We start from the raw sequence: 22,356 nt of genomic DNA, 5'->3' as shown, positions 1-22,356 counted from the left end.
GCTGGGCGGAAGCGCTGACTCGGCATTCCTTTAGTACCGGGGCTTCCCTGACGAGCGCACCACAGCCCGTACGCCGGCACAGAATTGTTGTGTTCGTCTTGTTGCCCTCGGTGACGACGCTCGTCGAAACCGTTCTCAAGGTTCTCGCCATCAGTTGGTGCTGAGTCTGGGAGGCCGGCCCCGGCGTCGTCGCGGGGGAGGGGCGGCTGATTCCGAGACCTCTGCGACTCCTTGGCGCTCCCCGGTGAGCAAGCGGGTTGGTATGCCCCGGCGGCGTCGGCGGTTGCTGTCTTCATTGCGAGGATCTGGCCCCGGAACGGCGTGATGTGGACGACGATCGGTGCGCGATCCCGGCGGTCCGCGCAACGTGCGAAGTCCCCGTCATGCTGGGCGGCCCACAACCATGCGTCCATCCTGACCTCGTCCGGCGGGAAGTTCTGTCCTCCTCCCGGCTGGAGGGGGCCGGTTTCGCGGAGTTGCCGGCGAGCTGATCCCCCCGTCGCGAACTGGGCCGGCGGTTCGACAGTGACCAGTGGCTGGTGGTGCTCGGCCGATAGGGCGCCGCTGCGCGAGAGTTCAAGTGCTGTCCATGGGAAGGCTGACTGCGGCGGCTCGGGGGTCCTTCTGGTTGAACGTGGCGTTGAAGCGCGCGGTGACCGTCCGGAGCGCGTCTTCGGATCCGGTCATCAACCGATTCCCCGCGGGAGTGGGTAGGCGTGGGATCGTCTGACCGGCCCAGGGGTCCGATATCCCGGTGGTAGGCTAAACGGAGGGTTCCCCGATTATGAGGTGATGGGCGATGGCGCCCCGGGCACTGCGGGCAGACGCCCGCCGCAATTACGAACGCCTCGTGGCAGCCGCTCGTGAAGCCGTCGCGGAGCAGGGACCGGACGTCTCGCTGGATGACATCGCCCGCCGCGCGGGAGTGGGCAACGCCACACTCTACCGGCACTTCCCCACACGCGACTCCCTGCTGGTCGAGGTGTACTCCGCCGACGTCGGCGCACTCCGTGACGCTGCCCGCGAATTGCTGGAGACCAAGAACGACGGCCAGGCGCTCAGGGCCTGGCTCGGGCTCCTGGTCGACTACCTGGCCAGCCGCCAAGGTTTGGCCTCGGCCTCACTCAGCACCGTCGTAGAGAGCGAGGACTTCGTCGGCAACTGGCACGAGCCGCTGGAGGCGACCCTCGCGGAGTTGCTCGCCGATGCCCGCGCGCATGACACAGCCCGAGCGGACGTGAAACCGGCGGAACTGTTCATCATGGCCAACGCCATCGCGACCGCGGTCGAGTCGGCGGCCGATGGGGCCACGCGCGCTCTTGACATCGCTTTTGACGGCATAACACCCCGCTGACGCCAGCCGACTGCCCGCCGCAGTGACACCGGGCGTCATGCCGTGTCCGGTATCGCCTCACGGGTAGCGAGTCAGGTGATTGCCTGAAGTGGCCTGTGACCCGCTCCGGTCGGGCGGGCCGTGCTTCGCTTCAAGGTAGGTCGTGGGGGGTCTCGACACAGCCAATGACGCAGCGCGAAGGGCTGCTCCAGGCTGGCGGGGCAGAAAGGCCATGGAGACGTTCGCACTGTTGAGTTGGACGACCGCGCGCAGCGGCGATGATTCACTCCCGTGGCGTTCGGCGCCACCGTGCAGAGGTTGGGCGCCGTGCTCGCCGCATGCCAGTCGCTGGGGCGGCCGCCCCAGCGACTGGCATGAGACTCAAGGTGTCATCAGCCGCCGGCGCTGCGCCGACCCCTCTGAAACCTGGCCCTCATCGACCCTGATCGCGCCACAACCTGCCCCGGCTGCGGCGCGATCCTGGAGGAGGAGTCAGAAGGAGTAGGGACCGAAGCGGCCCCAGGCGACCAGGGCGGCCAGGATCAGCAGGACGGCGTTGAAGACGATCGCCGGGGGTTCCTTGCGGCGGGCGTGGGTTATGGCGGCGAGGATCATCGTGATCACGAGGCCGCTCGCGGCCAGCGGGGTGAGTACGGGGGCTATGTCGGTGGCCGCGGGCAGGATCAGGCCGAGAGCGGCGGCGAACTCCACGACGCCGATGAAACGGACGGTGGCGGGCGAGAAGTCGTTCACCCAGGCCAGCTTCTCGGCCAGCTTGTCCTTGGGCTGGGTGGACTTCATGACGCCGGCCATGGCGAACATGGCGGCGAGGATGGCCTGCAGAATCCACAGGAAGACGTTCATGGGGCGGAGAGTCCTTCGGCTTGAGCGGGCAGGAGGATGGGAATGAGGGATGGGACACGTTCGCCGCCCGTGTGGGCGGCGAACATAAGCCTGCGGGGGGGCGAAGGTCAGGCCGTGAAGACGGCCTCGGAGCGGTCACGGCTCTCGTGCAGCTCCCAGTAGAGGGGGGCGATCTCCTCGGCGGTGGCCGTCGGGGCGCCCTCCGGGCCGCCCCCGCCGATCCAGGCACCGATCGCCACATGGGCGGCGTACACGCCGGTGCCGGCCAGTTCCTTGTTCAGGTTGACGGCCCAGTTGCGCAGGGCTGCCGCTGCCGCGTTGACGTTGCCCAGCATGGGGTTGGGGTCCACCGAGCCGGCGCCGGTGGTGAACAGCAGGGTCCCGGCGCCGGCTTCGCGCATGGCGGGCAGGACCGCCTGGGTGGCGGCGACGGCGCCGTAGAAGTTGTACTCGATCTGCGGCTGCAGGTTGTCCACCGTTGCCTGGGAGGGGGTGGCCATGGTGAAGCCGGGTACCGGGGAGTGCGGGGCTGGGGAGTACTCCAGTACGTCGATGCCGCCGAAGCGCGCTTTGGCGGCATCGAGTGCGTCGGTGAGCGAGGCGCGGTCGAGTACGTCGGCGGGGAACGCGGCCGCCGTGATGCCCTCCCGGCCGAGCTCGTCGACCAGCGTCTGGAGCTTCTCCTTGGTACGGGCGATCAGGGCGACGTCGAAGCCGCGGCTGCCGAAGGTGCGGGCGATGGCCAGGCCCATACCGGGGCCGGCGCCGACGATGGCGATGGTGGGCACAGTCAGATCTCTCTCGTGGTGTGGGCTGGGAGGGCGTCAGGAGACGGTGACGGCGAGCTTGCCGAGCTTGCCGGCGCTGAAGGCGGCGAGTGCGTCCGGTACCTGCTCCAGCGGGTAGGTGGCGGTGACCGGTACCCGCAGCGCGCCCGAGGCGGCGTCCTCGGCCAGTGCGTCGAGGGTCTGCGGAGTCGGATTGGCCATCATGGCGTGGACGGTGACATCCAGACCTTCGACGGCGTCCTGGGTGAAGCCCCCTGTGGCTGCGAGCCTCCCGCCCGCCCGCAGCAGGCCTGCCAGCCGGACCCCGTCGCCCGCGAAGTGGAGCACCGCGTCCACGCCGTCCGGAGCGATCCGGCGGACCTGAGCCTCCAGGTCCTCGGTGTAGTCGACCACGTGCACATCGGCATCGGTCAGACCGGCGACGAAGTCGGCCCGCTCACCGGCGCGCGCTGTCGCGATCACCGTCGCGCCGCGGCCGACGGCGAGCTGCACGGCCAGCGCCCCCACGCCGCCGGTGGCGCCGGAGATCAGCACGGCCTCGTCCTTGGCCAGGGCCACGGCGTTCAGGCTGTCCAGCGCCGTGGTTCCGGCCAGGCCCAGCGCGCCGGCGTCACGCACGCTCAGCCCCACGGGAATGCGGGCGACGCCGAAGGCGGCCGGGGTGGTGACGTACTGCGCGAACGAACCGGTGCCGAGGTACGGCCTCGCTACCACACCGAAGACCGCGTCGCCGACCGCGAAGCCGTCCACGCCCTCACCGACGGCCTCGACGGTGCCCGCGAAGTCCTTGCCGAGCACCAGTGGGAACCGGTGCTCCATCATCCCTTGCATGTAGCCCGCCGCCGTGGCGACATCGATGCCGTTCAGCGAGGCGGCGGCCACCTTCACCAGCAGTTCGCCGGCCTCCGGGACTGGGGTGTCGACCGAGGTCAGCGCAGGGCTACCGGGGACGGCTTCAAGTGTCACGGCATGCACAGCATCCACCTGTCAATAAGTGAAACGGCCTTCCCGCTTCCATGGGGCCAGCATAACCATAAATGGGTCGACCGTTCCAGTTCGGTAGGATGGAGGTATGACAGCACTAGCAGATCCCGCCGAAGTCCCAGGTCAGCAGCCCGAGCAGGGTCTGCGCGCCGATGCCGAACGCAACCGCGACCGCATCGTGGCGGCCGCCCGCCGTCTGTACGCCACCGAAGGGCTCGGCGTCTCCATGGCCTCCATTGCCCGCGAGGCGGGCGTCGGCAAGGCCACTCTCTCCCGCCGCTTCGCCAGCCGCGAGGAACTCATCACCACCGTCTTCGCCGATCGCATGGACGCCTACGCCGACGCCGTCACCGAGGCGCTCGCCGACCCCGACCCCTGGCACGGCTTCACCCGCTACGTCGAGGCCGTCTGTGCGATGCAGGCTGCTGACCGTGGCTTCGCCGACGTCCTGACCATGACCTTCCCGTCCGCCAAAGCACTTGAGGCCCGGCGTGCCGAGGCGTACCACGGCTTCGTCGAAGTCGTCACCCGTGCCCAGAACAGCGGGCGTCTGCGCGAGGACTTCACCTCGGAGGACATGGTCATCCTGCTCATGGCCAACGCCGGCGTCGTCGCCGCCACTGGCGACGCCGCCCCCGACGCCTGGCGCCGCCTGGTCGGGCAGATGCTCCGCGCCTACGCGACTCCCGGGACCGAACCTCCGGCCGTGCCGCGGGCCCCGGCTCCCCAGACCCTCTACCGGGCCATGGTCCGGCTCGCCCGCTCTGCGCCCGGGACGCTCTGAGTCCCTTGACGCGCCACGGCGGCCGGATCCCGGCCGAGCGGCGGTGCAGGCGTACGGCGACCGATGACCGGCGGCATGAACCGTCAGTGGTCGGACGGGCGGAGTGCTCCGACCGGTCGGTGGCCGTTCGGCGCCGGTCGTGTGTTTCTCCGGTGACGCCGCCGTCCCGCGACTGCGCGACGGCGGCTCTTCGGCAGGTTGTGGCATCGCGCTCTGGCGTGGCTTCGGCCGCCCGGCCCCGGTCGCGTCCGCGGTGGGGACTCGCCGAGCGTCCCTGTGGCCGCGTGGCACAGGCGCTCCACGGTGCGGCATGGCCGCAGCCCCAGAAGCAATCAGTTCGGGGCCCGTGCGGATGTCGGCCCCGCAGTGCGCCCCCATCGGCGGCGGCATGCAAACCGGCGCACGGCGACGTCGGCGGAAGGGCCGTACAGGGTCGCCATCGAGACGAGCACGGCCGCGCTTCCCTGACGGCTCTTCCGGGTCGGCGCGGCAGGTGTGATGATCGACCTCGTGTCTGAACGTGAACCGTTGTCCGATGTCGGTCGGTTCTGGGACCTGATCGGATTGAACTCGCTGGAACGTGAGGTCTATGAGGCGGTGTTGTCCCGGCCGGCCGAGGCGCCGGACATGGCCGGTGCAGGCGTTTCCGCGGCGCTGGACCGGTTGGCCGACGTCGGACTGATCGGACGCACTAGCGCCGGCTGGGTCGGGCTGGATCCGACCGTCGCACTGGTGAGTGCCGCACGCCGTGCGCAGACGGTCTTGGACCAGGCCCACGGTATCGCCGGTCACTTACATCAGGACTTCGCAGCCAACCGGCTGCGTTCTGATCCTCGCCGGCTCTTCGAGCTCATCCGTGGTCCGGACGAGCTGGCCGCCCGGGCGACCGCTCTGATGGCCAGTGCCCGCAGCGAGTTATGGGCCATCTGCACGCCGCCGTTCGTGGTGGGGCCGGATCCGGTGCTGGCCGACCAGCAGGCATCCATGATGGAACGCGGTGTCCGTGTGCTGTCGTTGTACGACTCGTCGGTGCTGAACAGTCCCGAGGGGCTTGAGCACATGCGTATGATCACCGGCGCCGGCGAGGTCGCCCGAGTCCTGCCGAAGGTCCGCACGAAGATGTGGCTGGTGGACGGCGAGATCGCCATGCTGCCGTTGATGGTTTCCCCCCGGGTCGGCAAACCCGACTCGCTGGTGGTGGCACACTCGGCGATCACCGACGCGCTGACGGTACTTTTCGAACTGCTGTGGGCTGCGGCGACACCGGTGGACCTGTCCGCAGGGGTTGCGGGGACCGACCGCGGCGCCGACCGGGAGGGCAAGCTGTTGTCGCTGATGTCAACCGGTATGAGCGACACGGCGATGGCGCGCTGCTTCAACGTCAGCGAGCGCACTGTGCGCCGCTGGATCAGCGATCTGATGGATCGGCACCAGGTGTCGACCCGCTTCCAACTCGGCCTGGTCGCAAGGGCCCAAGGGCTTGTCTGAGTGCCGATGCGGCGGCACGGGAGTCACGCGTTCATGGCCGGTTCGGCCGGGATGACCAATCTGGACATCAGGGTGATCGTCGGCGCTGTTCAATGGCCCGCAGCCCATGCAAGGAGTTCAGATGGAATTCCAGCAACGCCTGTCCCCCCGTTCCCCACAGCGGATCCGGAAGTTCGCCGTCGGCGTCGCCATGGCCGCCCTGGCCGGACTTCTCGGCATCCCGAACGCACCTGCCGCACCGGCCACGCCATTACCGAAGGACGGCAATGCTGTCGTGCTGCCCACCGGCGATTCCGTGCTGATGCAGTCGACTGCGCCAACCGGCCGATCCGATCTGAGCATGGTTCCCGCCGACCGGTCCGGCATCACGACCGGTTTCCAGTCTCTTCTGGTCGGCGGTGCACAGTACGTCTTCCCCAATGAGGTCCAGCCACTGATCGGCTCACTGGTCGATCCGTCGTTGTTCGATGTCACCCGTCTGGCCAAACAGCCGGGACCGGTCACCGTGGTTGCCACCACGACATCGGCGGACGCGGCCGTGCCGGGCCTGACTGTCACCGAACGTACCTCGGACACCGTGACCGGTCATGTCACACCATCGGGGTCTGCCGCGTTCAGGGCCGCGCTGCTGTCCGCGGCCAAGGCGGTGCGTGCCGGAAAGAGCCCGTCGGGTCTCTCCGGTGTGAGCAAGCTGTCGACCACCGCGTCCCCCGTCATGTCGCCGAGGTACGAACAGGTCACGCTGAAGATCGAAGTGACCGGCACCGACGGGAACCCCGATCCCTACGGCTACATTGCCCTGGTCAACATGGACGACTCGCGGCGTTACAGCCGCATCACCGCCTACTCCGACGGCGAGGCACGGGTCAGTGTGCCGCTGGGCAACTACGCCGCCTTCGCGGCCATCACCCAGTTCCCCACCGACACGACAGCCGTCAACCTCGCGATGCCGGTGGCGGACTTCGCCGTGACCAAGAACCTGCAGACACTGTCCTTCGACGCCCGCGACGCGCGGATCAACCCGACGGTCTCCACTCCGAAACCCGCACAGGTGGACCGCTACGGTTTCGAGTACTCCCGGTTCCCGGTCACCGACGACGGCGATCCACTGGTGGTCCAGAACCTCGTCGACGCCACCAGCACGACCGTTCTGTATGCCCCGTCGAAAAGCGTGAAGCACGGCCGACTGAACTGGAACACGCGTTTCCACTCCGTCGGAGCCCGTACCCATGGCACCCCCTACAGCTACGACCTGACCTTCCTGACCACCGGAAAGGTGCCGGCGAGCGGCACGAGCAAGATCGCGGTGAAGGATTTGGCCAGGATCGACGCCGGCTATTACAACGACGCGAGCTATACCACCGGCAACGCCCGCGTCCCGCACTACCCGTTCACCGAGAACGGCTTCGGGTACTTCGCGTACTTCCAGACTCCGACCAGGCGGACCGAGTACGTCAACGGCGGCACCGGCGTCTGGTGGGGCGAGCAGATCATGGGTAACCGCTATGCCCCAGGGGGCCTGGGCAACATGGTTGAGGTCGCCGGTCGAATGCGTTACCCGGTCGGATCGAAGTCCAGCGTTGACTGGCTACGCGGCCCGCTGGCACCGGGACTTGCCCGGAACAGCGGCAAAGACCCGAACAGGCTGGCCTGTTCGGCATGCCGCACGGCCACCGGCATGAACATCAGCCTGACGCCGTTCAACGACACCGTCCCCGGTCACAACGGCGGCCTGACCCTCCCGGCCGACGGCACCCCCGCGATCGTCACGTCGCTGACCGCGGGCGGGGTCACCGTCGCCGGTGGCGACAACCAGACCTTCCTCACCACCGCAGTGCCGGCCAAGCCGACGACGTACCGACTGAAGGTGACCACGAACCGCACCGGCAACGGGACCAGCACCTCCACAGGTGGCGTCACCGTGTACGGCTTCGACTCGTCGTCCACCACAGGCAGAACGCTGCCCCCGGAACTGCCCTGCAGTCTGTCGACCGATCAGGCGCAATGCCGGACGCTGGGCCTGTTGCAGGTCACCGCGCTCCTGCCCACTGACCTGCACAACCGGCTCCCGGTCGGCGCATCGCACTTCACCCTGACGGTCGCGCCCTACCTGGACAACACCACCCGCACCACCGCGGAAGTCAGCACCAGCCTCGACGGGACGACCTTCACTCCGGCCACAGTGGTCCGCACCGGTCCGCAGGCCTTCAAGGTCAAACTGGTCAACCCCGAAGCCGGCGCCGGCAAGCCGGTCACCCTGCGCGTCACGGCCAGGGACGCCAACGGGAACACCGTCACGCAGACCACGACAGCCGCCTACATCGTCCACGCCTGAGCGCCCGCCCGAGAGGAGCAACCACCGCGATGAAGCTGCACCGCATCGTGCTGCTGCTGGCGGCAGCCGTCACCCTCGCCGTCAGCTCGACGACCACCGCCGCAGCCGCCACGCCACCGGTCCCACGGGTGGCAGACGCCTGTCCCGCGCCCGTTCCGGGAACCGCCACCTGCTACGCCAAGTACCTGACCGACGCCTCCACACACACGGCCATGAGAGCGAAACCCGCGGCGACAGTCGCGTCTCTGGGACCGCTGACGCCGGACCAGATCCGCGCCGCCTATGGGGTGGACGCCGACGCCGGAGAGGGACGCACGGTCGCCATCGTCGACGCCTACGACAACCCCAACGCCGAAAGCGACCTCGCCGTCTATCGTTCCACTCACGGCATGCCGCCGTGCACCATCGCCAACGGCTGCCTGCGCAAGGTCAACCAGCGTGGCATGACCTCGCCCATGCCTCCCGGTCATGTCGGTTGGGGCACCGAGATCGCCCTCGATCTGGACGCTGTTTCGGCTGTCTGCCCGAAATGCGACATCCTGCTCGTGGAAGCGGACTCCGCGCTCCTGGAAGATCTCGCCATCGCCGAGAGCACCGCCGCCGCCCTCGGTGCCACCGTGATATCCAATAGCTGGGGTGGAGACGAGTTCGCCGGAATGCCCACCATCGGCAAGAAGCACTTCACCCATCCAGGCGTGCCGGTCCTGGCCGCGACAGGCGATTCCGGGTACCAGCCCGCGTCTTTCCCCGCGGTGCTGGCCAAGGTGATCGGTGTGGGTGGCACCACCATCGCGACCAGCTCGAACGCTCGAGGCTGGACCGAGACCGCTTGGAGTGGCGCAGGCAGCGCCTGCTCCGCCTACATCACCAAGCCCAGCTTCCAGAAGGACAGACACTGCCTCTACCGCACGGTGGCCGACACCGCCGCCATGGCCGACCCGGCCAGCGGGCTGGACGTCTACAACACCTACGGCAAGCCGGGATGGATCACCGCCGGCGGCACCAGCCTGGCGGCCCCGCTCGTCGCCTCCATGATCGCGATGAGCCCCGACCCCAGGCAGTACAGCGAGAGCGCCGCGCCCCTGTACAGGAACGCCGCCCACATGAACGACGTAGTCGAGGGATCCAACGGCTTCTGCGGCGGGGACTACCTTTGCACCGGAGTCAAGGGATACGACGGACCGACTGGCGTCGGCACCCCCAACGCCGGCAAGCTCTGACGGGCAACCTCGCCGTCCCTCCGGTCCGCAACCCCAACCATCCCAGTTGTAACGCTCGTTGAACGGACCCGGTCTGCCGCATCGACGGCGGACCGGGTCGCGGCTCTATGACCTCGATCACGAGGGTGTGTCCCGCTATGCCGTCGACGGCGTCGTGCGCGCGGCCACCACACCGGGCGAGTGGCGCGCCGGGCCCGCACGGCGCGGAGCGCGGGGAAGTGCGCGGATGGGGTCTGTGTGGCCTACGCCACCTCGGGGGTGCCGTACCCCGCAGGTGGGCAGCGGCCTGCGGTCTTGATCCCTTCGCCCTTTTCGGTCTGCGCACGATCCCATGTGGACCTGCGGGGCCTTTGGAGCGGCACATTTCGTGAATGAGTGTGCTGTCTGGAGAGCACCTGCTCTGTGAGGGTGGTACCTTCGAGAGAGCGGGTGCTCTCGTTATTGTGCATCCGATCTCTCAGAAATTCCCCGACAAGGGAGAGGCACATCACCATGTCCCTGCATGTGATCGTCGGTGCCAGTGCGAGTGGCGTGGCCACGGCGAAGCTACTGGCCGAGCGAGGTGAACAGGTCCGGCTCGTGAGCCGGCGGGGCACCGGTCCCGAGCATCCCGGCATCGAGCAAGTGGCCGCGGACGCCGGCGACGCCGAGCGTCTCATCGCCCTCAGTGAGGGAGCGGTGGCGCTGTTCAACTGCGCGAACCCGCCCTACAACCGTTGGCTGACCGACTGGCCTCCGGTGGCGTCGTCGCTGCTCGCCACGGCCGAGCGTACGGGGGCCGTACTCGTCTCGATGGCGACTCTGTACGGCTACGGACCGGTGGCCGGGCCGATGACCGAGGGCACGCCGCTCGTCGGGCCGGATGCGCACCCGAAGCTGCGGCTGCGGGCCCAGATGTGGCGGGACGCGCTGGCCGCCCACGAGGCCGGGCGGATCCGTGCCACCGAGGTGCGCAGCAGCGACCTCCTCCAAGGCACCGGCATCTTCAGCCAGGCACTGGCCAAGCCCCTGCTGGCCGGCAAGCGGGCCGTCGCACCCATGCCGGTCGACCATCCGCACACCTTTACCTCGGTCAACGACGTGGCCAAGATGCTCGTCACGGTGGCGGGGGACGAACGGGCCTGGGGCAAGCCGTGGCACGTCCCGTCGAACGACGCGCTGACCCTCCGCCAACTCGCGGCCCGGTTCACCGACCTCGCGGGCTCCCCGGCGCCGAAGCTCGCATCGATCCCGTACCCGGTGCTGTGGACCGCCGGCGTGGCCGTGCCGATCCTGCGCGAGCTGAGGATCACCCACTACCAGTGGGACCGCCCGTTCGTCATGGATTCCACGGCCAGCGCAGCCACATTCGGTCACAAGCCCGAGTCCCTGGATGACGCCTTGGGCGAGGCGGCGCGGCTCGTGCGCGCCTGAAAGCGCCCCGAGCCCTGGAAGAAGCGTCTCTCAGCGGGAGGAGGAGGCATGCGTACCGGCCGGTTCTGCGGGCCAGCGGTGGACCGACTCGCTGATGCTGGGAAGAGACCGGCTGTCGGCGTTGTCGCGGGCGGCGGCGGAGACGGCGGTCTCTTCACGTGAGACGGCGCTGACGTCCAGCCCGACGGGGAGTGGAGTCGGGCGAAGTGCGCGGGGGTGAGCCCCGCGTCGATGAGTGCGGCCTGCCGCCGGTGGTGTGTGCGTCGTGAGCCCATGCGCCCGCATGGCCGAGGGGGAGGCGCACAGCGCGTCCGAGGACGGGGACGTCGAGCTCAGCGTCATGGGTGAGGCCCGCCACTGCGGTGCGGCTGTCGAGGCGGCTGTGCGGCAACCGGCGGGCGTCGGGGACGGTGACGCGATAGCCGGGGAAGCGGCCGATCCGGGCGAGCGCGTCGGCGAAGTCGACGGACCCGAGGACGGGCATCCGGGGCGGAGCAGGAGGGCGGCGATCGCTCAACGCGGACCACGTCACCCTTCAAGCGGCCGACAACCCCTCGTACGTGCTGGGGCACAGTGGTGTCTCTTCTGCTCGGGCACGTGGAGTGGGGTGGGTCAGGAAGCGTGGCGGATGCGTACGGGCAGGGATTCCCAAGCACGCAGCGTGTTGTTGAGATGGCGGCGCGGCTCGGCGGCCAGCTCGAAGGACTCGACCCGGCGGGCGAGCGCCGTCAGCAGCGCCTCCGCCTCCAGGCGGGCCACGTGCTGGCCCACGCACTGATGCAGGCCCATGCCGAAGCCGACGTGGCCGGAGGGGTCGCGGGTGAGGTCGAAGCGGTCGGGGTCGGCCCAGCGCTCGGGGTCGCGGTTGGCGGCGCCGAGGAACGTGAGGATCTTCGTGCCCTCGGCGATGGTGGTTCCGGCCACGGTGACGTCTGTGGTGGCTGTACGGAAGAAGGTCTGCACGGGTGACTGCCAGCGCACCGCCTCGTCGAAGGCGACCCGCGCCAACTCGGGCCGTTCACGCAACCGTTGCCATTCCCGGGGATGGGTGGCGCACGCGTAGAGGCAGGCGGCGAGCCCGTGCACGGTGGTGTCGACGCCTGCGGTGAGCAGCGAGCGTACGACCAAGGGGGCCTGGTCGTACGTGATGTCGCCACGGTCGGCCGCAGCCCAGACGGCCGCGCCGAATCCGTCGCCGGTCAGGGCTTCGCGCCGGCACCGGGCGCCCACCCAGGTTCCGAGCGCGGCGGCGCGGTCCGCGTCGGCGGCGACCAGGTCGTTGCGCGGACCGAAAGCGTTGAAGGCCATGTTTCCGTAAGGGAGCAGGTTCTCGCGGCCGTCGGGCCCGAGGCCCACCGCGTCGGGGAAAACGCGCAACGGGAACGCCTCCGCGAGTGCTGGGAAGGCGTCGAACTCCTCGCCGCTGTCGAGGACGCGGTCGACCAGTGCCTCCGCCGTGGCGGACCATGCCTCGCGCAGGCGGCGGAGTGCGGGCGGAGCGAGGATGTCGCGCAGTACCCGGCGCGGCGCGTCGTGGCGCGGTGGATCGGCTTCCAGCAGAAGACTCGGGGCGCGCCACGGCTCCTCGCGGCGGAAGTTGGCCAGGCCGACCCCGGATCCGGACTCGAAGTGCTGCCAGTCCACCAGGGCCGCGTACACCTGCTCGTACCGGGCGAGCGCGTGGACGTCGTAACGGGAGAGGTACACGACGGGGCCCGCCTCGCGCAGGGTCCGGTGGAGCGGCTCGGGGTGGAGCAGGGACGCCTGGGAGAAGGGATCGGCATCGCTCACGGGCGGAGCCACGGGGCGGGCGAGCATATCGGACATTTCATCTCCTTGTGTGAGTGAGGGAGGGAGGTGTGAAGCCGCGGTGCGGGGCGGCGTGTGGGCGGGCCTCAGAGATCGAGTACGAGACGGTCCCCGCAGGATCGCGAGACACACACGAACATGCAGTCGTTCGCGGCGCGTTGATGGTCCGTCAGAACGGCGTCGCGGTGATCGGGCTCACCTGCCACCACCGGCGTCAGGCAGGTGCCGCACGTGCCCTGCTCGCACGACGACAGCACGTCCACCCCGGCTCCGCGCAGAGCGTCCAGCACGGAAACCTCGGGCCGGACCGTCACCGTCCGCCCGCTGCGGCGCAGCTCGACCTCGAAGGCGGTGTCCCGCACCGGTGCGGATCGGTCTGTCGCACTGAACCGCTCGGTGCGCAGCGCGTGCGGCGCCCAGGAGGCGCAGGCGTCTTCCACGGCGGCCAGCAGCGGGGTGGGGCCGCAGCAGTACACCTTGGTGTCCGGGGCCGGCGAGCCGAGGTAGGTGGCCAGATCCGGGTGCCCCTGCTCGTACCGCGGGACGACATGTACCCGTCCGCCGTAAGCGGCGGCCAGCTCCGCCCGGAAGGCCATGGACGCGCGGGTCCGGCCTCCGTACAGCAACTGCCATTCAGTGCCGAGCAGTTCGGCCTGCCGGATCATCGGCAGCAGGGGCGTGATGCCGATGCCGCCGGCGATGAACAGGTATCTCTCGGAGGGGACGAGAGGGAAGTGGTTGCGCGGGCCGCCGACCCCGACATGGTCGCCTGGACGGAGCCGGTCGTGCACATACGCGGACCCTCCCCGGCCCGACGGCTCCCTGAGGACGGCGATGCGGTAGGTCCGGGCGTCCCACCGGTCGCCGCACAGCGAATACTGCCGTGTCGTCCCTTCCGGCAGGATGAGATCGATGTGGGAGCCCGGCGTCCAGTCCGGCAACCGGGCGCCGTCCGGACGCGCGAGGGTCAACGACACGACGCCGTCGGCCACTTGCTCTTTTCCGGTGACGGCCAGAGTCACCGCGTTCCGTGCGCTACGCGGGCTTCCGCCTCGAGCGGCGTCCTCGGCCACGCTGGTACCGACCACGCTGTCGCCTCCCGTCGTTGGGTTCCCGGAAGGATGCGGGGCCGGTGCCCGGGGGCGCGACGGCATTCTCAATGAGTGAGAGGGAAAGCGGGCGGGCGAGCCTGGCCGCGTGACCGCAGTGCACGCGAGACCCCATGCACCGCGGTCCGCACCACGGGTACGACCTGCCGCGCTGAGGGTTCGTTCGGCACGATCACCGACAGGGACGCCAGGACGTCGCCGTGTTCGTCCCGCACCGGGGCGGCGACACCGAGGGCGTCCGCGTGCACGTATCCGGGGCAGTACGCGTAGCCCTGCTGCCTGATGCCGGCGAGCAAGGTGCGCAGCGCGGGGGCGGTGGCCGGGGTGGCGTCGGTGTACCGGCGCAGGGGTTCGGCGAGGACCCGCGCGCGTACGTCGGCGGGACCGTGGGCCAGCAGGACGAGGCCGCTGGAGGAGGCGTGCAGCGGGAGACGGCACGCGACGCGTGTGTAGTTGATGACCGCGCCGGGCGAGCTCAACCGTTCCAGGAACAGCACCTCGTCGCCGTCAAGCACCCCCAACTGCACATGGTGGCCCACCACATCGTGCACGCCCTCCATGAATGGCATGGCGGCGTCGCGCAGCGACACGGCAGGGGAGGCCCGCGTCACCAGTTCCCACATGCGCAGACCGATCCGGACGCGGCGGTCGGAATCCCGGGCGAGGAACTCGTGCGTGACCAGTTCCGCGATCAGCCGGGACGCCGTCGCCACGTGCAGTCCGGTGCGGCGTGCGATCTGGGAGACGGTCAGGGCTGGCTCCTCGGGCGTGAAGGCCTCGAAGATCCGCGCTGCCCTGGCCAGTACCGACTCTCCGTTCTGTGTCCTCACCCTGCCATCATCGGCGGGTGCGCCCCCGGGTCAAGGGGATGCGACGGCCCGATCGGCAACCGATGATGAAGCGCAGGTCGAGGTGACGCGGGTCCTCGATTTCGTCGACGAGCGCGACGGCGTAGTCCTTGTCGGTGAAGCTTCCCCCACTGCTTGCGGTCAGGTCAGCATCACGACGTTCTTCCGACAGGCGACGGCGTGAACCTCGGCATCAGTCGATGCGGATGATGCCGCGTCCCAACGCGGTGGTGACGGCGGCTGTGCGGTCGGCGACGCCGAGCTTGGCGTAGATGTGCAGCAGATGGGTCTTGACCGTGGCCTCTGACAGGCGCAGGGCGCGGCCGATCTGCTTGTTGCTCTGCCCCCGGGCGGCCGCGGAGAGGACTTCGACCTCCCTGCCGGAGAGACCGGCCCCCCTGTCGCCCCGCACATGGGCGAGTACTTTCGTGGCCACCGAGGGGGACAGGGCCGCGTCCCCGCGGGCCGCGGTGCGGATGGCCGCGCAGAGCTCCTCTCGCCCGGTGTCCTTGAGGAGGTAGCCGACCGCGCCTGCGTCGATGGCGGCGGTGATGTCGGCGTCGGTGTTGTAGGTGGTGAGTATGAGCACTCGCACGTCAGGGTGCGTGGTCCGGATGGCGGCCGTTGTGGTGGCGCCGTCCATGCCGGGCATCTGCAGGTCCATGACCACCACGTCCGGCGCGAGAGCGGCGGCCTGATCCAGCGCCTGGGTGCCTGAGGCGGCCTCGCCGACGACCGTGAAGTCGGACTGAGTCGAAAGAACGGCGGTCAGTCCGTCACGCACGACGGGATGGTCGTCCACGATCAGGATCCGCACCTGGTGGGTGGTCACGGCGCCATCACCACCGCTGCGGCAGGCCGCGGGCCCCCAGCGGGACCGGCTTCCGCCTCGCCGGGCGGAGACGGGGGCAGGAGCGGCATCGTGACGGTGACGGTGGTGCCCTCACCGGGGGCGCTCTCGACCACATAGGCGCCGCCCAGGGAGGAGACGCGTTCCTGCATCGTGGCCAGCCCCACGCCCGGATGCCGAGCCGCGGGTGTGAAGCCGCTGCCGTCGTCCTGCACGTCGATGGCCAGGACGTCTTCGAGGTAGGACAGTGTCACGGAGACGCTCGCCGCCTCGGCGTGTCGGCGTGCGTTGGTCAACGCCTCCTGGACCACGCGCAGCAACTCGCTCTCCGTGCCGGAGGGCAGGGCGGCCGGTCGGCCGGTGACCGTAGTATGGGCATCGATATCGGTCTCCTCGGCCAGCCGTGCGGTGAGTTCGCGGACCGCGTCCGTCAGATGTGTGCCTTCCAGCGGCGCCGGGCGCAGCGCGTGCACCAGGCGTCGACTCTCGACGAGGTTTTCCCGGGCGGTGCGCATGGCCTGCTCGACACGGCGGGCCGCCGGAGTGTCAGGAGTGAGGTCGTCCCGCACGGCGTCCAGCAGCATGGCGATGGACGCGAAGCCCTGCGTCAGGGTGTCGTGGACCTCGCGAGACAGGCGCTGGCGTTCGGCCAGGACGCCGGCGGACCGCTCCGCGGCCGCTCGCTCGGCTTGGGTGGCGGTGAGTTCGTCCAGGAGCCGCTGCCGAGTGTGGCCCTCCCGCTCAAGCACGGCGATGTAACCGACCATGATGACCGCGGCCGCCATACCCAGCGCACAGCCCAGGAAGTCCCGCACATCGACGGATCCGTCCGTTGCCGAGCGCTGCCACAGCCAGACCACGCCGACAGCCAGCACACAGGCCGCGGACCAGCCCGCCCGCCGTAGGCAGTACGGAGCCAGGACCGCCAGGCCCACCGGGAGCAGCGCCGGGTTGACCGCCACCATGACCGCCCACCCCGCCGCGGCTCCGGCGAGGTAGGGCAGCGGCGGATGGCCGGCCCTGCCGCGTGCTACGGCCCAGTACCCGTACCAAGCGGCGAGAGCCACCACCAGCCCGGCCTGAAGCCATGCCGCACCGGCGGTCACGCCCTCACCCACCAGCGCACCCAGCACGGACAATGTGAGCACGGTGAGGACGAACGCGTGCTGCCAGACGGTCTGCCACCGCTCCCAGGACTGCTGCTGTGCCATGCCGTCAAGCGTAGGCGGAGCCCGGAGCGGGCGAGATCGGGCGACTGGTGCGGTCGAGGTCAACCGGACGGCGGACGCGAGATGACCGACTGGTCGATGTGAAGCCCCGCGGCGCGGGCCGAGGATGGGCGGCGTTCGGCACAACGCCGTATGGCCGCTCCACACCGTGCTCGCAGGCGGCCGCGGCACTTATCGCAACCCGTGAGGAACGGCCAGTGAGCCTCGCCTTCATCCCAAGCCCGCCGGCCGGTGAGATCCACTTGGGCCCGCTGCCGCTGCGCGCGTACGCGCTGATGCTCATCCTCGGCATAGCTGCCGCGATGTGGCTGGGGACCCGCCGCTGGGTCGCACGGGGCGGCGAGAAGACCACGGTGCCGGACATCGCGATGTGGGCGATCCCGCTCGGCGTGGTGGGCGCCCGGCTGTACCACGTGGTCACCACCAGCGAGCCGTACTTCGGCGAAGGCGGCGATCCGGTCAAGGCCCTCTACATCTGGGAGGGCGGCCTGAGCATCTGGGGCGCCGTCGCCGGTGGAGCCGTCGGTGCGTGGATCGGATGCCGCCGCAAGGGCATCGCCCTGCCGGCGTTCGCCGACGCCGTCGCCCCCGGGATCGCGTTGGGCCAGGCCATAGGCCGGTGGGGCAACTGGTTCAACCAAGAACTTTACGGAAAGGCCACGACCGTGCCCTGGGGTTTGAGAATCGACCCCGAGCACCGGCTCTACACCATGCAGGACCTGGCAACCTACCACCCGACGTTCCTGTACGAGTCCTTCTGGAACCTCGGCGTGGTCGCGCTGGTCCTCCTTGCCGACCGCCGCTTCCGTCTCGACCGAGGCCGTGCGTTCGCGTTGTACGCCGCCGCCTACACCGCCGGCCGCTTCTGGATCGAGTATCTGCGGGTGGATCAGAGCCACCACATCCTCGGCCTGCGCCAGAACGACTGGACATCGCTGGTGATCTTCGTGGCCGCCGTCACGTATCTCATCGTGATGAGGCCGCGCTTCGCCGCGCACGGCCCAGGCTCTCTGCCCGAAGGCCAGGATCACTACCAGACCGTCGGTGACCGGAGCGAGCGCGCCTCCTAGGGACGCCGTCAGGTCAGCGGCACGGCGACAGGGTGGAGCGACACCGAAACCATGCCTGAACGGCGGAAACTCAACTCGAGCATTCAGAAGGGCAACGGTTTCTCACGACATTCCCCGGTCTGGTCCAGTACTTCGCAGGCCACCCGTCAGGAACGCCTCGACTCAAGACCATGGGCTGATCTCGGCCGTCTCGGCCCAGCCGCGACGGATCGCGCGGCGCCGACTGCCCGATGGCGACCGGCCAGGACTGGTTGATCTTCACGATCGAGTGGCCTACGGAAGATGCGCCCAGTGAGTGATCGCTGCCATGGCCAGTGGACCCTGGACGACGGGACGGCGTCTTCCGGTTTGACGGTGAGGACCCTGCCCAACACCGCTACGCCTCCCAGTACGGTTCCGTCGGCGGCGACGGCCGTGGCCACACCGAGCGGGCGGGCGCCGAGCCCTGCCGCTGGTATCGACGACGGTGGCCAGGGCGAAGGGCCGGCCGTTGGCGCACCACGCCCGTAGCTCCGCGGCGATGTCGATCACAGCAGCTGGTCCAGGGTGATGGGCAGGTGGGTCAGCCGCGTGCCGGTCGCATGGCGGACGGCGTTGCCGATCGCGGCGGCGGCGCCGGTGATGCCGACCTGGCCGACGCCGATCAGGCCCAGCGGCATGGTCGGGTCGGGCTCGTCGAGGAAGCGGACGTCGATCGGCGGCACGTCGGCGTGGACCGGGATGTGGTACTCGGCCAGGCTGGGGTTCATGATCCGGCCGTTGCGCGGGTCGACGAGCGTCTCCTCGCCCAGCGCCAGACCGATGCCCATGACGATGGCGCCGCGCACCTGGCTCCCGGCCAGCTTGGGGTTGATCACGGTGCCGATGCCGAACACTCCGGTCCAGCGCACGATCCGCACCTCGCCGGTGTCGTGATCGACGCGTACCTCGCAGAAGTGCGCGCCGGTGGCGGCCCTGACGAGGCGCCGGTCGTTGCGTATGACCTTCGACATCATCTTCATCTGCCCGGCCACGTTGCCGATCCGCGTGTCGGCGCCCACGGCGACCTCCACCGAAGCCCGTCCGGCGCGGGCCAGGATCGCGGCGTAGGTCTCCCCGGTGCTGGCCCGGCCGGTCATGTACAGCCTGCCGTCGCGGGCCTGAAGGTCGTTGAGGCTGTGGCCCCGCAAGGGGGAGGCGGCGGACTTCCCGGCCAGCGCGAGGACCTTCTGCTTGAGCTTCTCGCACGCCGCGGTCAGATCGGCGGCCACCGACGCGGTCTGCGCGGACGCCGCGGCCGTGGTTGCGGTGGGTTCGTCGGAGGTGCCGTACCGCACGGTCACGGCCGTCGGCGGTACCCCGAGGACGTCGGCGGTGATCTGGGTCTGGGCCGTGACCGCGCCGTTGCCGATCTCGTGGAGCCCGCAGCGCACCGGGACGGTGCCGTCGGCCGACAGCTTGACCGTCAGCTTGCTCACAAACTCCTGCGCGGGATGGTAGGCCGTGGCCATGCCCATGCCGACGAGCCATCTGCCGTCCCGCATGGAGCCGCGGATCTCGCCGGTACCAGCCGAACTTCTCCGCGCCGATCGCGTAACTGCGGCGCAGCGTGCGGTGGGAGAACGGGTTGCCGTTGAGCGGGTTGGTCTCCGGTTCGTTGCGGACCCGTAGTTCGAGGGGGTCGATGTCCAGCCGGTATGCCAGTTCGTCGACCGCTGTCTCCAGGGCGAAGCTGCCGATCGCCTCGCCTGGCGCCCGCGTCGTCGAGTTGGGGAGCGTGTCCAGCACGGCCTTGGTCTGTTCGACCAGGATGTTCTCGGCGGCGTAGGCGTGGCGCGACACGCTGGTGACCGGTTCGAACCAGCCGCCGAGCCGCCCGACCTGCGTGATGCCCGTGTGCACGAGTGCGGTCAGGGTGCCGTCCGTCCGGGCGCCGAGGGCGACCCGTTGGACGGACGGCGTGCGGCCTCCGACCGTGCGGTACACGCTCTCCCGCGAGAGCATCATGCGCACCGGACGGCCGGTCACCCGTGCCGCCATGACGGCCAGCACCGTCCCGGGCCAGATCTGCCACTTCCCGCCGAAGGCGCCGCCGACGTACGGCGAGATCACCCGCACGCCGTCCCGGGGCACCGCGAACTTCATGGCCAGGTGTGTGCGCACCCAGTCGATGTTCTGCGTTCCCTCATGGACGGTCAGCCGGTCGCGGTCCCAGGCGGCCGTCGCGGAGTGTGGTTCGAGGGCGTTGTAGGTGTGCTGGGGTGTGCTGAACGACAGGTCCACCCGTCACCGGTGCCGTCGTGAGCGCGGCCTGCGCGTCTCCCTTCTCGGCCTTGCCGGGCACGATCAGGTTGCCCTTGTCCGGCAGGGCGTTGTCCTGCTCGGCCGGGAAATCGAGCACGGCCGGCAGCTCACCGTAGGTGACGCTGACCAGCCGGGCGGCGTACTGGGCCGCCCCCAGGGACTCGGCCACGACGACCGCGACCGGCTGGCCGTTCCAGTGCACCTCGTCGGTGTTGAGGTAGTTGACCGTGGTGCCGGGCGCCGTGGTGTGCTGGTTGAGCTGGCTCACCTTCGGTGTCGGCTTCAGCACCGGTGCGTTGCGGTGGGTGAGCACCCTCAGCACGCCGGGAACCCGGGCCGCGGCATCGGTGTTTATGCCGGTGATCCGGCCGCGGGCGACCGTCGAGTGCACCAGTGCCGCGTGGGCGAGGTCCGGGTAGGGGTATTCGGCCGAGTAGCGGGCGGTACCGGTCGTCTTCTCCGGACCGTCGAGGCGGTCGGCCGGCTTGCCGATGCTGCGATCGGCGGGTCCGCTCGCAGCCACACCGGAGGCGGCCGGATGCTCGGTCACCGCGCTCGGCGCTCCAGCCTCGTGCTCGGCGAGCATTCCCACCGCGGAGCAGATCTGACCGGAGGTGCAGTAGCCGCACTGGAACCCGTCGTTCTGATGAACGCCGCCTGCAGCGCGCGGGCGCGTTCGGCGCTCTCGGTGCGGTGTCCGCCGGCGATGCCCTCGATGGTGGTGATCTCCCGGCCGTCGTACTGAACGGCCAGGGCCAGGCAGGAGTTGATCCGCTCACCGTCGACAAGCACGGTGCACGCGCCGCAGGCACCCTGGGCGCAGCCCTTCTTCGTGCCCGAGAGCCCGAGGTGCTCGCGCAACCCAGCAGGCTGACCCATGGCTGCACATCCAGCGACTCTTCGTCCCCGTTGATCCGTATACGCACTTCGGTCACGTCGTCGCTCCGTTCCCGGGCCCGGTTCCTGGTGGACCGCCTGGCACGGGCTCAGCTGAGCGGTGTCACACAGCGGACCAAGCGCGGAGCACCGGGAGGACGACGGTCGGGATTGCCTCCATGGGAGAGCGAGTGCTCTCTGTCGCGACCGAATAGGCACGCCAGTGGGCGGTCGCTGTCAAGAGCACGCGCTCTCTATCAAGCTCGACCGCTCTCTCTGGGGGTGGCGTGAGATCCTTGTGACGGCGGCGAGTCGTGAATGGCGGTCGGTCATCCCCTTCGGTTCGACGCACTCGTCGTCTGTAGGCCGATCAGATCCGCCACCTGGCGCATCTGATGGTCGAAGTAGTCCTCGCGGGCCTCGATGACGTCGTTGAGCTGGCCGAAGATCTCGAAGCTGAGGGCGCCGACGAGATGGGTCCAGCCGAGGAAACCGCGAGCCAGTAGCGCCTCTGGGAGTGTGATCAGATGCTGCTCTCGGATGCGAGTCAGATCGGCCAGCACGGGGGCCGGTATTCCGCGCGGGCCAGGGTCGGGCAGTGTGCCGTTGCTCAGGCCGTCCGTGAGGATCCGCAGCAGTGCTCGGGGCGCGCGTGTGGCGGCGGGCAGGGTGTCCGGCGGGGCGGTGTAGCCGGGTACCGGGCTGCCATGGATCAGTGCGTACTCGGCCGGGCTCGCCACCGCCCAACGCCGGACTCCATGACAGGCGCCCAGCCATCGGCCGCGCAGGTCCGCGCGATCCGTGACCGTGGCGTCTCCGGCCTCGGCCGCACCGCCGAGGCTGTTGTACGCGTCGATGATCAGTGCGGTGAGCAGGTCGTCGCGGCTGGCGAAGTAGCGGTACAGCGCCGACGAGGCCATGCCCATGTCCCGCGCCACCGCGCGCAGGGAGAGGTTCGCGCCGTTCGTCTCCAGCTGGCGGCGTGCGGTTGCCTTGATCTCTTCGGTCATCTCGGCCCGCACGCGTGATCGTACAGATTCTGCTGACATGCAGAGAATGCTTGCACATCTTTG

The 22,356-nt window shown here is 69.6% G+C and carries 19 protein-coding genes and 2 pseudogenes; 7 read left to right on the top strand and 14 right to left on the bottom strand.

The genetic code is table 11. The features are described from left to right. Nucleotides 1-850: 850 nt before the first annotated feature. Complete coding sequence (locus AC3ETA_RS20350; RefSeq protein WP_432194330.1) at nt 851-1,354, top strand: TetR/AcrR family transcriptional regulator; 504 nt, start codon at nt 851-853, stop codon at nt 1,352-1,354. Between the two features lie 471 nt (nt 1,355-1,825). Here AC3ETA_RS20350 and AC3ETA_RS20345 read toward each other — a convergent pair whose 3' ends face one another. The 3 genes from AC3ETA_RS20345 to AC3ETA_RS20335 form a co-directional block, all read right to left on the bottom strand. Beyond that, nucleotides 1,826-2,197 carry a DoxX family protein gene (locus tag AC3ETA_RS20345; protein WP_432194329.1) on the bottom strand — a complete coding sequence of 124 codons (372 nt, stop codon included), beginning with the start codon at nt 2,195-2,197 and terminating at the stop codon, nt 1,826-1,828. A 107-nt stretch (nt 2,198-2,304) separates the two neighbouring features. Beyond that, nucleotides 2,305-2,985 (bottom strand): SDR family NAD(P)-dependent oxidoreductase, encoded by a 681-nt coding sequence (locus AC3ETA_RS20340; protein ID WP_432194328.1) that lies wholly within the window; start codon nt 2,983-2,985, stop codon nt 2,305-2,307. 36 nt (nt 2,986-3,021) lie between these two features. Continuing rightward, nucleotides 3,022-3,951 carry an NADP-dependent oxidoreductase gene (locus tag AC3ETA_RS20335; RefSeq protein WP_432194327.1) on the bottom strand — a complete coding sequence of 310 codons (930 nt, stop codon included), beginning with the start codon at nt 3,949-3,951 and terminating at the stop codon, nt 3,022-3,024. Nucleotides 3,952-4,057: 106 nt separating this feature from the next. Between AC3ETA_RS20335 and AC3ETA_RS20330 the strand changes: the two genes are divergently transcribed. From AC3ETA_RS20330 to AC3ETA_RS20310, 5 genes are all read left to right on the top strand, one after another. Continuing rightward, nucleotides 4,058-4,753 carry a TetR/AcrR family transcriptional regulator gene (locus AC3ETA_RS20330; protein ID WP_432194326.1) on the top strand — a complete coding sequence of 232 codons (696 nt, stop codon included), beginning with the start codon at nt 4,058-4,060 and terminating at the stop codon, nt 4,751-4,753. A gap of 498 nt (nt 4,754-5,251) precedes the next feature. Then, a complete protein-coding gene (locus AC3ETA_RS20325; protein WP_432194325.1) occupies nt 5,252-6,241 on the top strand; it encodes a hypothetical protein in 990 nt (329 codons plus the stop codon). 121 nt (nt 6,242-6,362) lie between these two features. Then, nucleotides 6,363-8,576, top strand: a complete 2,214-nt coding sequence (locus tag AC3ETA_RS20320) for a hypothetical protein (RefSeq protein WP_432194324.1) — start codon at nt 6,363-6,365, stop codon at nt 8,574-8,576. 29 nt (nt 8,577-8,605) lie between these two features. Continuing rightward, nucleotides 8,606-9,796: a S53 family peptidase gene (locus AC3ETA_RS20315; protein WP_432194323.1), complete on the top strand. Its 1,191-nt coding sequence runs from the start codon at nt 8,606-8,608 to the stop codon at nt 9,794-9,796. A gap of 492 nt (nt 9,797-10,288) precedes the next feature. Further along, a complete protein-coding gene (locus tag AC3ETA_RS20310; RefSeq protein ID WP_432194322.1) occupies nt 10,289-11,209 on the top strand; it encodes a Rossmann-fold NAD(P)-binding domain-containing protein in 921 nt (306 codons plus the stop codon). 154 nt (nt 11,210-11,363) lie between these two features. On the opposite strand, the gene AC3ETA_RS20305 is transcribed toward AC3ETA_RS20310, so the two are convergent. The 6 genes from AC3ETA_RS20305 to AC3ETA_RS20280 form a co-directional block, all read right to left on the bottom strand. Next, nucleotides 11,364-11,693: a hypothetical protein gene (locus AC3ETA_RS20305; RefSeq protein WP_432194321.1), complete on the bottom strand. Its 330-nt coding sequence runs from the start codon at nt 11,691-11,693 to the stop codon at nt 11,364-11,366. Nucleotides 11,694-11,821: 128 nt separating this feature from the next. Next, nucleotides 11,822-13,036: a cytochrome P450 gene (locus AC3ETA_RS20300; protein WP_432194320.1), complete on the bottom strand. Its 1,215-nt coding sequence runs from the start codon at nt 13,034-13,036 to the stop codon at nt 11,822-11,824. 68 nt (nt 13,037-13,104) lie between these two features. Continuing rightward, a complete protein-coding gene (locus AC3ETA_RS20295) occupies nt 13,105-14,106 on the bottom strand; it encodes a PDR/VanB family oxidoreductase (RefSeq protein ID WP_432194319.1) in 1,002 nt (333 codons plus the stop codon). 68 nt (nt 14,107-14,174) lie between these two features. Continuing rightward, nucleotides 14,175-14,957 carry an IclR family transcriptional regulator gene (locus AC3ETA_RS20290; protein ID WP_432194318.1) on the bottom strand — a complete coding sequence of 261 codons (783 nt, stop codon included), beginning with the start codon at nt 14,955-14,957 and terminating at the stop codon, nt 14,175-14,177. Nucleotides 14,958-15,168: 211 nt separating this feature from the next. Continuing rightward, complete coding sequence (locus AC3ETA_RS20285) at nt 15,169-15,807, bottom strand: response regulator (protein ID WP_432194317.1); 639 nt, start codon at nt 15,805-15,807, stop codon at nt 15,169-15,171. Beyond that, entirely contained in the window at nt 15,804-17,036 is a 1,233-nt protein-coding gene (locus tag AC3ETA_RS20280) for a sensor histidine kinase (RefSeq protein ID WP_432194316.1), read from the bottom strand. The genes AC3ETA_RS20285 and AC3ETA_RS20280 overlap by 4 nt, the downstream gene beginning before the upstream one ends. 215 nt (nt 17,037-17,251) lie before the next feature. On the opposite strand from AC3ETA_RS20280, the gene lgt reads away from it, so the two are divergent. Next, nucleotides 17,252-18,124: a prolipoprotein diacylglyceryl transferase gene (lgt, locus tag AC3ETA_RS20275; protein ID WP_432194315.1), complete on the top strand. Its 873-nt coding sequence runs from the start codon at nt 17,252-17,254 to the stop codon at nt 18,122-18,124. Between the two features lie 527 nt (nt 18,125-18,651). Here lgt and AC3ETA_RS20270 read toward each other — a convergent pair. From AC3ETA_RS20270 to AC3ETA_RS20250, 5 genes and pseudogenes are all read right to left on the bottom strand, one after another. Beyond that, nucleotides 18,652-19,647, bottom strand: coding sequence for a xanthine dehydrogenase family protein molybdopterin-binding subunit (locus AC3ETA_RS20270; RefSeq protein ID WP_432194314.1), 996 nt, complete (start codon nt 19,645-19,647; stop codon nt 18,652-18,654). Between the two features lie 172 nt (nt 19,648-19,819). Next, nucleotides 19,820-20,386 (bottom strand): annotated as a pseudogene (locus tag AC3ETA_RS20265) (molybdopterin cofactor-binding domain-containing protein); the annotation flags it as partial. After that, nucleotides 20,289-20,930 carry a hypothetical protein gene (locus tag AC3ETA_RS20260; protein WP_432194358.1) on the bottom strand — a complete coding sequence of 214 codons (642 nt, stop codon included), beginning with the start codon at nt 20,928-20,930 and terminating at the stop codon, nt 20,289-20,291. The gene AC3ETA_RS20260 and the pseudogene AC3ETA_RS20265, both read right to left, overlap by 98 nt. A gap of 3 nt (nt 20,931-20,933) precedes the next feature. Next, nucleotides 20,934-21,327, bottom strand: a pseudogene (locus AC3ETA_RS20255) ((2Fe-2S)-binding protein); the annotation flags it as partial. A gap of 285 nt (nt 21,328-21,612) precedes the next feature. Then, complete coding sequence (locus AC3ETA_RS20250; protein WP_432194313.1) at nt 21,613-22,332, bottom strand: TetR/AcrR family transcriptional regulator; 720 nt, start codon at nt 22,330-22,332, stop codon at nt 21,613-21,615. Nucleotides 22,333-22,356 lie beyond the last annotated feature (24 nt).

The organism is Streptomyces sp. bgisy027 (assembly GCF_057710365.1).
Note: the sequence above shows the minus strand (reverse complement) of the source record. Positions and strands in the feature narration are given on the sequence as shown.

What these genes read in the sequence shown, in the direction of transcription:
- AC3ETA_RS20345 (WP_432194329.1), bottom strand. Translation starts at nt 2,197, where the DNA reads ATGAACGTCTTCCTGTGGATTCTGCAGGCCATCCTCGCCGCCATGTTC.
- AC3ETA_RS20330 (WP_432194326.1), top strand. Translation starts at nt 4,058, where the DNA reads ATGACAGCACTAGCAGATCCCGCCGAAGTCCCAGGTCAGCAGCCCGAG.
- AC3ETA_RS20325 (WP_432194325.1), top strand. Translation starts at nt 5,252, where the DNA reads ATGATCGACCTCGTGTCTGAACGTGAACCGTTGTCCGATGTCGGTCGG.
- AC3ETA_RS20320 (WP_432194324.1), top strand. Translation starts at nt 6,363, where the DNA reads ATGGAATTCCAGCAACGCCTGTCCCCCCGTTCCCCACAGCGGATCCGG.
- AC3ETA_RS20315 (WP_432194323.1), top strand. Translation starts at nt 8,606, where the DNA reads ATGAAGCTGCACCGCATCGTGCTGCTGCTGGCGGCAGCCGTCACCCTC.
- AC3ETA_RS20310 (WP_432194322.1), top strand. Translation starts at nt 10,289, where the DNA reads ATGTCCCTGCATGTGATCGTCGGTGCCAGTGCGAGTGGCGTGGCCACG.
- AC3ETA_RS20305 (WP_432194321.1), bottom strand. Translation starts at nt 11,693, where the DNA reads ATGCCCGTCCTCGGGTCCGTCGACTTCGCCGACGCGCTCGCCCGGATC.
- AC3ETA_RS20300 (WP_432194320.1), bottom strand. Translation starts at nt 13,036, where the DNA reads ATGTCCGATATGCTCGCCCGCCCCGTGGCTCCGCCCGTGAGCGATGCC.
- AC3ETA_RS20280 (WP_432194316.1), bottom strand. Translation starts at nt 17,036, where the DNA reads ATGGCACAGCAGCAGTCCTGGGAGCGGTGGCAGACCGTCTGGCAGCAC.
- AC3ETA_RS20270 (WP_432194314.1), bottom strand. Translation starts at nt 19,647, where the DNA reads ATGCGGGACGGCAGATGGCTCGTCGGCATGGGCATGGCCACGGCCTAC.
- AC3ETA_RS20250 (WP_432194313.1), bottom strand. Translation starts at nt 22,332, where the DNA reads ATGTCAGCAGAATCTGTACGATCACGCGTGCGGGCCGAGATGACCGAA.